Annotated in this window: 12 protein-coding genes; 10 read left to right on the plus strand and 2 right to left on the minus strand. The window is 49.1% G+C overall.

Annotated elements, in window-relative coordinates:
- Positions 1–6 precede the first annotated feature (6 nt).
- The 7 genes from KVT34_RS22035 (at position 7) to KVT34_RS22065 (ending at position 6,490) form a co-directional block, all read left to right on the plus strand.
- Positions 7–909: an ABC transporter ATP-binding protein gene (locus tag KVT34_RS22035; RefSeq protein WP_217561117.1), complete on the plus strand. Its 903-nt coding sequence runs from the start codon at positions 7–9 to the stop codon at positions 907–909.
- Entirely contained in the window at positions 902–2,218 is a 1,317-nt protein-coding gene (locus KVT34_RS22040) for an ABC transporter permease (protein WP_217561119.1), read from the plus strand. Before KVT34_RS22035 ends, KVT34_RS22040 begins: the two co-directional genes overlap by 8 nt.
- 99 nt (positions 2,219–2,317) lie before the next feature.
- Positions 2,318–3,700 carry a TraB/GumN family protein gene (locus KVT34_RS22045; RefSeq protein ID WP_217561121.1) on the plus strand — a complete coding sequence of 461 codons (1,383 nt, stop codon included), beginning with the start codon at positions 2,318–2,320 and terminating at the stop codon, positions 3,698–3,700.
- A 292-nt stretch (positions 3,701–3,992) separates the two neighbouring features.
- Positions 3,993–4,193: a tautomerase family protein gene (locus tag KVT34_RS22050; protein WP_217561123.1), complete on the plus strand. Its 201-nt coding sequence runs from the start codon at positions 3,993–3,995 to the stop codon at positions 4,191–4,193.
- 280 nt (positions 4,194–4,473) lie between these two features.
- Positions 4,474–5,085 carry a DUF2239 family protein gene (locus KVT34_RS22055; RefSeq protein WP_217561125.1) on the plus strand — a complete coding sequence of 204 codons (612 nt, stop codon included), beginning with the start codon at positions 4,474–4,476 and terminating at the stop codon, positions 5,083–5,085.
- Between the two features lie 55 nt (positions 5,086–5,140).
- A complete protein-coding gene (locus KVT34_RS22060; protein WP_217561127.1) occupies positions 5,141–5,581 on the plus strand; it encodes a DUF1330 domain-containing protein in 441 nt (146 codons plus the stop codon).
- An 18-nt stretch (positions 5,582–5,599) separates the two neighbouring features.
- Positions 5,600–6,490 (plus strand): alpha/beta hydrolase, encoded by an 891-nt coding sequence (locus tag KVT34_RS22065; RefSeq protein ID WP_217561129.1) that lies wholly within the window; start codon positions 5,600–5,602, stop codon positions 6,488–6,490.
- 377 nt (positions 6,491–6,867) lie between these two features.
- Here the strand turns inward: KVT34_RS22065 and KVT34_RS22070 are convergent, their stop codons facing one another.
- Positions 6,868–8,292 (minus strand): aminotransferase-like domain-containing protein, encoded by a 1,425-nt coding sequence (locus tag KVT34_RS22070; RefSeq protein WP_217561131.1) that lies wholly within the window; start codon positions 8,290–8,292, stop codon positions 6,868–6,870.
- A gap of 189 nt (positions 8,293–8,481) precedes the next feature.
- On the opposite strand from KVT34_RS22070, the gene KVT34_RS22075 reads away from it, so the two are divergent.
- From KVT34_RS22075 to KVT34_RS22085, 3 genes are all read left to right on the plus strand, one after another.
- The gene (locus KVT34_RS22075; protein ID WP_217561133.1) at positions 8,482–9,432 is read left to right on the plus strand and encodes a DMT family transporter; all 951 of its coding nucleotides are present in this window, start codon (positions 8,482–8,484) and stop codon (positions 9,430–9,432) included.
- A complete protein-coding gene (locus KVT34_RS22080) occupies positions 9,419–9,853 on the plus strand; it encodes a PaaI family thioesterase (protein WP_217561135.1) in 435 nt (144 codons plus the stop codon). The genes KVT34_RS22075 and KVT34_RS22080 overlap by 14 nt, the downstream gene beginning before the upstream one ends.
- A 142-nt stretch (positions 9,854–9,995) precedes the next feature.
- The gene (locus KVT34_RS22085; RefSeq protein ID WP_217561137.1) at positions 9,996–10,502 is read left to right on the plus strand and encodes a GNAT family N-acetyltransferase; all 507 of its coding nucleotides are present in this window, start codon (positions 9,996–9,998) and stop codon (positions 10,500–10,502) included.
- A 96-nt stretch (positions 10,503–10,598) separates the two neighbouring features.
- Here the strand turns inward: KVT34_RS22085 and KVT34_RS22090 are convergent, their stop codons facing one another.
- Positions 10,599–12,653: a serine hydrolase domain-containing protein gene (locus tag KVT34_RS22090; RefSeq protein WP_217561139.1), complete on the minus strand. Its 2,055-nt coding sequence runs from the start codon at positions 12,651–12,653 to the stop codon at positions 10,599–10,601.
- Positions 12,654–12,661: the final 8 nt, after the last annotated feature.

Below are 12,661 nucleotides of genomic sequence, written 5' to 3' on the forward strand. Positions count from 1 at the left end.
ATCACTATGTTGCCGCTGGAACTGGAACACGTGACGAAACAATATGGAGAGAAAACGGCCGTCAACGGAATTTCTCTGCAAGTGAAGCCGGGAGAGATTTACGGCTTGCTCGGAGGAAACGGCGCGGGAAAAACGACGACGATGCGTATGTCGCTCGGACTTATCTATCCCGACGGAGGAACCATCCGCTGGAACGGCAAGGGGTACGGCGACGAGCTGCGCAGATTGATGGGATATCTTCCCGAGGAACGGGGGCTGTACCCGAAATACAAAGTATCGGAGCAGCTCATTTACTTGGCGGAACTCCGGGGCATTAAGCGGAAGCAGGCGGATCGGACGCTGAAGGAATGGCTGGCCAAATTCGAAGTGCCCGAATACTACGATAAGCGGGTAGAGGAGCTGTCCAAAGGAAACCAGCAGAAAATCCAGTTTATCGCGTCCGTTCTGCACGACCCGTCGATCATTATCATGGACGAAACGTTCAGCGGCCTGGACCCGGTTAACGTCGAGCTTCTGAAAGGAACGGTCAAAGAGCTTAGGGACAACGGAAAAGCGATTCTGTTTTCCAGCCACCGGATGGATCATGTCGAAGAGCTTTGCGAAAATATTTGCATCCTGCATAAATCTAATACGGTGCTGCAGGGCAACTTGCGCGAGATCAAGCAGTCGTTCCCGAAAGAGCGCGTTCTTCTGGAAACGAAGGAGGCGGTCTCCGGATTGGAGACGATCGAAGGAGTCACTTCCGTGGAAAAGCATCTGAACGGCTACGAGATCCGTATCCGGGAAGCCGGCGCCGCACAGCGTATTTTGGCCCACGCGGCCGCAGTGACGGATATTTACCGCTACCAGCTCATGGAGCCTACGTTGAACGAAATCTTTATCGCAAAGGTGGGAACGTCTCATGAATAGCATGCTGACCGTGATCCGGTTTACCCTCTTGAACCGGTTAAAAACGAAGTCGTTCAAAATCACGACGCTTATTTTTGTGCTGCTGATCTCGGCCGTCGTGAATCTCCCGGCTATTATCCAGCAATTTTCCAAAGATGACGGCAAGGAAGCCGTCAAAATAGGGGTGATGGCTAACGGTACGGATATTCAGCAGAAGCTGACCGAGTATTTTGCCGCTGCCAAAGTAGGCGCCAGTACCATTGAAATTGTACCGATGGAAAGCAAGGGCGGTGCGGAGGCGGATGCTACATTGATCCGTGAAAAACTGAAAAACAAGGATGTCAAAGGGGTTCTGACCGCTAAACCGGCAGGCGCGGGAGAATTCCCGCAGCTTCTCTATCAGACGGGAGCAAGCGGATTCTCGATGAATCCGGGCACCGATGAGACGGCCGGCCTTCTGAAAACGGCTCTCCAGACGATCAAGACGAACAGCGCGATTGCTCAAGCAGGTATAGAGCCTGCCGTGCTGGCGAAGATCCAAGAGCCCGTTAATCTGACGACGGAAACGGTAGCCTTGAAAGAAGCGGAAACGCCCGCTAAATCCAAGGAAGAGCTTGGAATTGCCTTTATCCTGGTCTATGCTTTGCTGTTCCTGCTTTACATGAGCGTAATCGGCTACGGAAGCATGGTGTCCACCGAAATTACCGCGGAAAAAAGCTCACGTGTAATGGAGATTCTGATCTCCAGCGGTTCGCCGCTTAAGCAGATGTTCGGCAAAATCATCGGCATCTGCCTGATGGGACTGTTGCAAAATGTGGTGTTCGGCGTAGTGGTAGCCGTAAACCTGATGCTTCCCTGGAACGGGGCGGCGCTGCAGTCGATGGATCTGGACCTATCCTTGATCCCGTATGGTTTGCTCGGTTACTTCCTTCTGTTTTACTTGGGCGGGTTTTTTATCTACGCGACTATTTTCGCGGCGATCGGTTCGCTTGTCAGCCGCAGCGAGGAAGTGCAGCAGGCCGTTATGCCGGTCACGCTGCTTATCATCATCGCCTTTATGACGGCTATGTTCGGGCTGCAGAATCCCGAAGCTCCGTTCGTCATCGCGATGTCGTATGTCCCGTTCTTCTCGCCGCTCATTATGTTCCTGCGTATCGGTCTCGGAAGCCCGGCTTGGTGGGAAATCGTGATTTCGATCGCGATTATGCTCGGTTCGATCTTCGTGCTGGGCTGGCTGTCGGCGAAAATTTACCGCACCGGCGTGCTGATGTACGGGAAACGCCCGTCCTGGAAGGAACTGCGGAAAGCGATGAAAGCTTTTCAGGCGTAAGACGCATCCGCACAGCCGTTTCGTTCCGTAGGTAGTAGTAACGGGTTAACACCCGATTTGAAGCTTTTTCTCATCTAAGTTTAGGAGGCATGTTTGAACATGAAAAGTCATCTATGGAGCAAGTGGAGCCGCAAGACGGCAGCCGGTTTATTAGGGGTTACGATGCTGCTCGGGGGAACAAATTTAACCGTAAGGGCGGAGCAACCTCCCGCTCCAACCCCATCTATCAGCACGTGGTCCCTCTCCACTCTTAACGAGGGAGAGAAATACGGGATTTACCCGGTAGGCTGGTACTATGACGGCAAGTTTCAAGAAGCGATTGACGCCGTAAAGTTTAAATCGTTAATCGAAAGCACGGGGGCCAAACTCGATCAGCTCGGTTTCAGTAAAAAAGATCTCCCTCTGCCGGCATCGGAAAATAAAGTGATCACCAGAGACACGGTTATGCGTGCCATGCACGGGTTGCTGGCCCGCTACGAGCTGCCGGCCGCCTTCGGGATCGGGTCTTCTTCTCCGATCGAGTACCTTCAGCAGAAAGGCATCGTGCAGGGATCGAGCGAAGGACTGGAGCTCGACCAGCCTTGTACGGCCGAACAGGCCGCTGTACTCGCTTCGAGATTGGTGGAATTCAGTTACGATACGGCCGGACAGGGAGCGAAAGGCGTATTCTGGAAGGTGAAGCATAACAATAACACCCTGTACCTGCTTGGGTCGGTCCACCTGGGAATTCCTGAGATGTATCCGCTCCAGAAAAACATAAGAGAAGCCTTCGAAGCTTCGGATGATCTGTGGGTGGAAGCCGATACTTTAACCGGGGATATGAGCTATTTCGCCAATCTGATGGTGTATGACGACGGCTCGAAGATTCAGGATCATGTATCGAAAGAAACGTACGAGAAGCTGCAAAAAGTACTTAAAAAAATGGAGATTCCGGAGCAGGCGATCGAAGGGTATAAGCCCTTTGCCGTCTCCAGCAACTTATCCATGCTTTCCCTGTTCGACCAACCCGAACAAATTACAGCGGCATCGGCGTCCGGCATTGATCACTATTTTCTCACTAAAGCGCTGCTGACGGGCAAACCGGTCCATGAACTGGAAGGCATCAAGCTGCAGGCGGATGTGTTCAACTCCTTGAGTCCCGAAGCGCAGGAGAAGGATCTGAACAGTCTGCTGGATACTCTGCTTGCGGACGGAGGCAAGGAAGGGGCCGCCTCCTTCAAACAGCTTCAACTGGATTGGAGCAAGGGCGATGCAAAAGGCGTTGCGGACGGACTTGTCCGGGGCGGCTTGATGGAAGGCGAGCTTAACAAGAATCTGATCGGTGAGCGCGACAAAAACATGGCCAAGAAGATTGCGGAACTTCTGGAGCAAGACGGGGAAAGAACCTCTTTCGTAGTCGTCGGCTCCGCGCATTATGTGGTGAAAGATATGGTCATCGACCAGTTGAAGGCGAAAGGTTATGACGTTCAGCCGGTTAAATAAGCGGAAATCGGAAGCGTAAAACGTCATGAACATGGGGAGTATATCTGCTTTCGTGTGTTTCAGAGATCTTCACATTGAGTGTTTAGCAAAGATTCAAGTTGTACTTCGATACGATATAGGGATAAAAACGTAACCAGTCATCTTAGATGGCTGGTTATTCTATTTTCGTAAATTAATTAAAGCCCAGAGCATTAAGCTAACGGGCAGATTAGCGTGGTGAATTTAAAACTATTTCCACTTATTTCCGTCTATAATTAAGTAGTCCAAATATATTGTGTAAGGAGGGGACACAATGCCGTATATAAATCTCCAAATAACGAATGGTGCTAGTAGGGAGCAAAAGGCGCAAATCGTTAAAGAATTTACTCAGACCCTTGTCAATGTACTTGGCAAGAAACCTGAACATACCCATATTGTTATTCAAGAAATTGATGAAGAAAATTGGGGGTTCAGCGGTGTTTTGACAGACGATTTTCGAAGGAGTAAGTCTTAAGTTATTACGTTAACGAAGACGTTAGTTCAAATTAGAATACAACGGCGGCCGGCCAGAAGATCGGCTGCCGTTTTCTCAACTAACTGGCAGTTATGCGACAAAACACAGCATGTACAACATAAAGCAAACATTAGCCCTCAACAGCGCGGTTCCTCTTAGGCCGCGTCTTTTGCATTTATTCCCTCCATAACGAACGAAAAATGAATTATATCCGGGTAATATTGATTTTTTATTTTTACCCGGGTATAATTGGTGTGGCATTCAGAGGAGGAGGTGCAGCATGAGAAACGACCTAACGAGTTTTAACTGCACGGCATTTTTGGGTGTGAGAGTCGTTGCCAGTGGTTCGTTACAGCGCGTTGTTTCTACAGTGAAGGATGTTCTGGATGACAGAGACCTCACACAGCTGCTAATATTTGACGATATCACGGGAAAGCAAATAGATGTTGATTTTCGTGGGAAGACCGATGGCGTGCTTAAACGATTAGGAGAACCGTCTGGTGACTTACCTGGTACGGAAGTGAATCACCAGTCTCCACGGCGGGCCGGTCGACCCAAGCTGGGGGTTGTATCCGGTGAGGTTACGTTATTGCCACGGCATTGGGAATGGCTCAAGGGTCAACCTGGAGGGGCGTCGGTAACATTACGAAAACTCATTGATGAGGCTCGCCGAGCTGGAGAAAAACAGAGCAATCTCCGTGAGTCACAAGAAGCAACATATAACTTTATGACTGCTGTTGCCGGAAACTTCCATCAATACGAAGAAGCTCTGCGGGCACTGTATGCTGGTGATTTGGATCGTTTTTACCATTTCATCGATGACTGGGCACCTGATATCAGAAACCACATCAAAAGATTAGCCGCTAATGCATTCTCAGAAGGGAACTTATGAATGAAAGCATGTGGAGGCGTAAAAAAATAAAAAGGGAACTACGAAAGGAGTCGCTATGGCAGCGTTTGAATCTATTCGTTACATCGAACCATCGCAACGCGCTGGCATGAGGTTCATGCAGCGAGGCATTGAGGGCAGCATCGTTATGTTGAACCTGCTGCGTTTTCGTGACATTGCCGATTACACAGCCAATCCTGAACTAACACCGGAGGTCCCGATCAGCGGTGCCGAAGCTTTCAACCGCTATATTGAGCACACCCTCCCATTTCTCCGTGAAAGCGGAGGTGAAGTCATGTTTCTTGGCGATGGCGGAGAGTTTCTTATCGGACCCGAAGACGAAAGATGGGATCTTGTCATGCTGATCCGCCAGAGCAGCGCGCAGTCGTTTCTTGCTTTTTCAAGTCATCAAGACTACCTGGCCGGTATCGGGCATCGGACTGCAGCGATCGAAGATTCACGCCTTCTGCCTATGGCAGAACTTCCGGTACCGAATTAATTGAAGGAGAACATGATCATGAACATCCAGAAAGTCAACGGCGTTGATTTGGCCTATGACAGTTTCGGTAACGAAAATGACGAGGCTATTATCCTAATCGCCGGGCTTGGAACCCAGATGATCCGATGGACGGTTCCGTTTTGTGAAATATTGGCAGCGCGGGGTTTTCGGGTGATCCGCTTTGACAATCGGGACGCAGGTTGCTCGACACACTTTAGCCATTATCGGGCGCTGGATTTTGACGCACTGGCGACTGCTCTCATATCGGGACAGCGACCGGATATCCCTTACACTCTCGATGATATGGCAGGCGACGCTATCGGACTGCTCGACGCCCTTTCAATTGATCGGGCACATTTCGTTGGCAGGTCGATGGGCGGAATGATCGCCCAGATTGCAGCCAGTGAGTACCCTGAACAGGTTTTATCACTCACCTCCATTATGTCCAGTTCCGGTAATCCCGCCCTTCCGCAAACTTTCCCGGATGTCATGGCGATGATAACTAAACCGGCGCCGAACCCATTTGAGGATGAAGCAAGGTTTTTGGCGCACAGCCTCTCTTTTGCCAAACGCATCGCCGGCACCGGCTATCCGTTTGAAGAGGACGCTTATCGGGCGCTCATTCTGGACGAAGTCCAGCGAGCCTACGATCCAGGCAGTGTCGGACGACAAATTGCTGCGATCGCTGTCTCCGGTGACCGTCGTCCGCGGCTGGCGACTATAAAAGTACCAGCGCTTGTCATTCATGGGGTGGACGACCCCCTGTTCGTCCCGGCGTGTGGCGAGGACACGGCTTCTGCCATCCCGGGCGCCGAGCTAATGTTGGTTGACGGCATGGGACACGACCTGCCGCACCAACTGTACAAAGTAACCGCTGATGGCATAGAGCGAACGGCTCGTCGCAATTGACACGGGCTTCCCGAATAGCAGCCGGCCGGAGTCCCGCGGTGCCCAATGGGGCTGAGTAGGCCCAGGAGCGCAGCGCTGATCAATTTGCACCCTTGGCGCCTACGACCCGGGTGGAAGCGGCGGTGCTCTTGGAACGGTTGTTAAAGCAGCTCCATATCATCAATTTTAAGTAAATGGAACGATAATGCAGAAAAATGTTATAAAATATCTTCCGTATTACTCTGAAAGCTGGAGATTTGATAGCAAAAGAAAAGAGCGAGGTTCGCGGCCAGTTTTCCACGAGCGTTCGCTCTTTTTGCTATGCTGTTATCCAATTGAACAGTTTGCAGGCACAATTTGGACAAACGTGAAGCCAGAAGTGCTGGAATGGTAATTTTTCACCCTTTAACCTCGTCTGCCAATTCGACAAGCCTTTGGATGCCTTCTCTTAATAGCTGCTCATTCAGATAGGAATAGCTGAGGCGTATCCATGATTTGTACTCCTTGAGCGGATCGCAAATCGCTCCGGGCACAAAGGTAATGGATTGCTTGATGCATGTACTGAGTAAACGTTCAATCTCCACCGTTTCTGGAATCTTCACCCATAAGTTGAATCCGCCTGCAGGGGAGGTCCACTGCCAGTCGGTAGCGGACAATTCCTGTTCTACGATATCCTTGCGGACCGCAAGCGCAATGCGAAGCTTCTCCATATGCTGCTGCAGCCGCTCGCTGAAAAAATAATGCAGAAAAATTTTCTGATTCACCAAAGGCGTCCCGCTGTCCGACAACAATTTGGCTTTTATCAGGTAGTTCATGATGGAAGGGCGGCACGCAACGATGGCGATGCCGAGGCCGGGAGCGATATATTTGCTGAAGCTGCGAAGATAAATGACCCACCCTGCCGTATCGTAAGCAAAAAGAGGCCGAGGCGGCTCTTCACCAAAATATATGTCGCGATAAGGATCGTCCTCTAACAGCAGACATTGATACCTCTCCGCAAGCTCAACGAGCCTTTTCCTTTGTTCGGCGGGTACGACATAGCCTGTTGGACTTTGAAAGGTGGGATTTAGATAAAACAGCCGCGGCTTGTAGGTTTGTATCAGCTTCTCCACCTGCTCCAAATCGTAGCCGTACGGGTGGATCTCGACCGGAACGATAACCGCGCCTTGTCTTCTGAAAATATCAATCGCCGTACTGTAAGTAGGACGCTCCAACATAACGGCATCTCTCGGTTTGACCAGTGCTCTGGCAACCAAATCCATAGCCTCCTGAGATCCGCATGTGATCAATAATTCGTCTGCAGACAAGTGAAACCGGTGGTAATCAGTAAAGTAACGGCATAACGCATCTCGCAGCTCCTGGTCTCCTTGCACGGTAAAGTAGGTGCCGAGCATTTTGGGATACAAATCGAACACTTGCTTCACATATTCCGAAAAATAAAGATTAGGGAGCAGATTCGGGTCGAGCAGCGATTTTGACAGTACATATGTAGCTTGCACCTGATGAATTTCAGAAAGATGGCTTTCATGCACGTAAGCAGAAATGATCGGATCATGCAGCGAATCCGCAGGAAGACTACTACCGTTCGGTCTCACATAATAGCCGGATTTGTCCTTCGCTTCAACGATCCGATTTTCCTTTAGCAGCTGATAGGCTTTATAGACCGTTAGTCGATGCACATTGAATTCCGTCGCCAGCGAGCGGATGGAGGGAAGCTTCTCATGCGGCTTCCATTCTCCGCGACGGATTCGATCCAGAATATAATCATAGATTTGTTCAAACAGTTTGCCTGCATATCTGCTTGAAAGAACTGTTTTTTTCATATGTTTTGCCCCCAGACCCATTCCCCCAAAATACGCACTAGTGTGTGTGCCTCTATTATACAGGAAGTTCTTTCCTTCTGTTCTGGTCCTATAGATCTGTTCTATTCACCTTCGTTTATGATGGAAAAAAGGGGAGGCTGATCCATTCTGCCGGAAAATCCACATCGCTCATGAAAGAAGGTTTTAGGAATGAACAGAAACACTTTATTAAGAGGCGTCACCTATTGTTTGATTCCTGCGCTGGCGTGGGGAGGCATGTTTCCCGTCATGCAAGTCGCCTTGAAGGTTCTCGACCCGTTCTATTTCACGACGATTCGCTACATTTGGGCAGGCCTCATTCTTTTGGGAATGCTGATCGTTTTCGAAGGGAAGAACGTTCTCCGATTGGAGGGAGAATCATGGAAATTACTGTTTTTTGGTGCTGTAGGTTTTTCGGGATTCGGCTTTCTTACCTTTGTCGGACAAAAGCTCAGCGGACCGTCAGGCGCAATCATTGCCTCCGTTATCATGGCATTAATGCCGCTAATGACGACATGCGTAAATTGGGCTCTGCATAAAAGTAAACCCAATTTATCTACTTTTATTTCAATTTTCATTGCGCTTTTAGGCGCAATGCTGGTCATAACGAATGGAGATCCCTCCCTAATCGTTCAAATTAAAGAGCACATTGGCGCCAGTCTGCTGATTATGCTCGGCGCTCTATGCTGGGTCATTTATACGATGGGTGGCAATCAATTTGCAGGCTGGTCGCCGCTTCGCTACACCGCTCTGACAACATGCTTCGGATCCTTGATGAATATTTTAATCGTGCTGTCGGCAACGGTTTTCGGAGCCTTGACGATACCAAGTGCGGAAAGGATCGGAAGCGCAGGGGCAGAACTACTGTATATGATCCTGATTGCAGGTGTACTTGCCGTGTTCACATGGAACGTCGGCAATAAAATGTTGAAGCCGGAGAACGGCATGCTATTTATGAACATCGTCCCTGTTACGACAGTCACGATCAGTGCCCTCCAGGGCGTTGAAGTCGGAAGGTTACAGTTGGCAGGGACCTTCATCGTGATCATCGCGCTGGTGATTAATAATTTGACTCAGAGACGAGGAAAGATGCAGGTGAATATGCAAAATGAGCATTCTTGATCATTATCGGAACGTACTGAACGGAGAATCGGAGCCGTCTCCCGTTGAGCTCCTTATGGGACTGAAGCTAATTAGCGTAGAAGAGGGCGAGGCCACGTATGAAATGCAGGCTTCGGAACAACATGCGAATCCCCAAGGCACATGCAACGGCGGCATCATCGGCATTCTTGCCGACATGGCCATGGGAATTGCCTACGGATCTACCTTGCAAAAAGACGAAACCTTCACCACGATCGAGATGAAAGTAAACTTTTTTAGACCTGTGTGGAACGCCAAAATAAAGGCCCATGCTACGCTGTATAAGCGGGGACAAACAATTGGGTTCATCCAATGCGATATTACTGACGAGAACGGTAAACTCATCGCTCATGCCTCAAGCACTTGTATGACATTAAGGGGCGATAAAGCACAAGGCAGGTAGACCCGCAAGACATACCCATGAAACGAGCGGCGATGGCTTCAATGATTCGCTGTTTATTTGATGACAGGACTGATCCTGTAGGCGACGATGTAATGAAATACTAATAATAAACGGCAGGGGTAACAAGAGGAGGAAACATAGCATGCATGAAACAGTGCTCACGATCACTTCGATGCAGACGCCCGAAGAAGCTCTGGCCTTCAAAACACTTAACGAGGAATGGATCGCCCGAATCTTCACCATCGAAGAGGCGGACAGGGTCATCCTCGATAACCCGGTGGAGAACATCAAGAACAGAGGAGGAGACGTACTCATCGCACGCGATGGCGATTCGATCGTCGGATGCGTTGCACTCGTGCCGACTGGGGCCGGCGTGTTCGAGCTCTCGAAGATGAGCGTTACACCTGAGTTGCGGGGGCGCGGATACGGACGGAAGATCATTCATGCCGCCATTAACCACGCACGTGGGCTTGGCGCAACATCGCTGTTTTTGGGCAGCAGCACCAAGCTGCCAAACGCCGTTCATCTTTATGAATCGGTTGGATTCAAACACGTTCCCGTCGAGCGGATCGGGCCCATGCCCTATGTAAGAGCGGATGTGTTCATGGGTATGGAACTAGTGAATACGAAGACAATTTTATCGACGTAGACGTTCTGGTTTTAACGGGAGAAGGTTTGCGATGAGAGAATCTTAAACGAATAAACCAGACAGCGGTCCGCTGCCTGGTTTATTCGTTATCTCGTTTTATTTAGTTTTCAAATCAATTTTGAATACATCGCCCGCATGACCGCCGAAAACGATCAGCCCGCCCTCAAGCAGTACGGTCGAATAATTTTTGCTTATCTTGGAGAAGTTCACAAGCTTTCCCTTCGCGTCATAAACGGCGAATCCCCCGCTTGCCGGAGCCTTAACGGTCAACACCCGGCCGGCTGATTGTTTATCAATTTTATACCATACGGCCTGACCATTGGATGATATGCTGCGAATTGCGGAGCTTCCTTGGGAGAAGGGCTGTACACCATCTTCATGGATATACGATTGTCCGGCGATGGTTAAATACTCCGTGTGATTCTTTTTATAAAAATTCAAGTCAAACGAGTCTCTGCCGTTCATGACTGGAATAGCAATTGCGTTGACGGCTTTATTCGGGTTCACGATTTTAGTGCCGGAGGCGTATCCGTAATCGGCATTAACGGTTATTTCTTGGGTTAAAAGAGCTTGGTTCCCATAACCGACGGAAGTTATTTTTTCATCCAAGGCGTAGTATTTCTTTCCGTTTCTTTGTTCCCATGCCTTTTTAGTTGTTTGGTCCAGACGGTTGGCATCCAGTTTTTGATATTCATAGGTGACCATAACCGTTTGACCTAATCCCGGAAGATTCAAATAAGCGTTAAGTTTTAAATAGGTGTTTCCATTTTTCGCTTGGTCAAAGCCAAGGGTTAAATTTCCATCTCTATTTTTGAATTGTCGGTTGCCCGTATAGACATATTTTTGAGCCGGTACCAATCCGCCGAACAGAGCAGGGAAATCAACCTCTCCGTTCTTGAACTCCAGATTTACCGTTTTACCCGTGGAACCGTACAATCCGGAGTAAGCCCGCAGCTCCGACGGCATATCCACTTTTACGGCCGGTTGGAATGTCTTTGCAGGCAAAATCTCTTTAATGATGCCTTTGGTTTTTAAATATTCGAGTAAAATATTCGAGCTCATAATACTATTGAAAGTAGAGGACCCTCCTGATGAAAGCACCGCTACAGAAATATCATGTTCAGGCAGGGTGGTCAGATTTGCATGATACATTTGCGTATCCCCGCCTTTGGATAGCGCCGTGATTCCGTAATCATCGAACGGAGCGAGCTTGACGGCGTCCCAACCGAGGCCGTAATTAATGGTGTTGGTCTCTTCCGGTACCCACACCCCTTTTCGATACTCATGACTTTGCATAGCCTTGGCCGACTTCTCGGATAAAATATCCGTCCGGTTACCGATTAGGACATCGCCGAACTTGCTTACATCTTCAGCCGTGGAGTAAATGCCTCCCGTCCCGATGAGATTGACATTTTCTACAGGCAAAGCCTGATCGATCTCAGGCGCATACGTTTTTGCAAGCTTGGTTCTATCAAATGTATCGCGCGGTGTTTTAGTAGAGCTTAAATCGAGAGGCTTGCTAAAATGGGTTTTAAGAAAATCGCTGTAACTTAATCCGCTTATACGTTCAACCAAGATTTCAAGCAGTTGAAAACCATCGTTGCAATAGACCGAAAATTCACCGGGGTCTGCCTTTAAGTGTTCGGAACGTAATTTGGCCAATAATTCATCATGCGTTTTCGTATCATTGTCCTCGAACAAAAAGCCGTTCTCATAATGACTGCCGTAAAGGCCCGAAGAATGATTCATCAACATGCGCGGTGTGATCTTCTTATACCGTTCGTCGGCCATCTTAAAGTCTTTCAAATACGTGATCAGCGGTTTATCGAGTTCAATCCGATTGGTTTCCGCCAGTTTCAATGCTGCAGCCGTTACATACACTTTACTTATAGAACCTATTCCGAACATCGTGTCGCTTGTTACCGGGCTGTCGGCAGCTTTATCTTTTACACCCGCACTGCCGGATAAAACAACGGAGCCGTGATCCCTGATCGCATACTGTATCCCGCTGACCCCATAGTCGGACACAATCTTCGAAGCCAGTACTTTTGCCTTTTCCTTAACAGGATCCTGAGTCGTTTGAGCAAATGCAGAGGTGACCGGTACCGTTAAAAGCATGGCGGTCATCAATACGGAAACCATCTTCTTCATGAATAATT

This window comes from Paenibacillus sp. GbtcB18 (assembly GCF_019091125.1).
GTDB classification, from domain to species: domain Bacteria; phylum Bacillota; class Bacilli; order Paenibacillales; family NBRC-103111; genus Paenibacillus_F; species Paenibacillus_F chitinolyticus.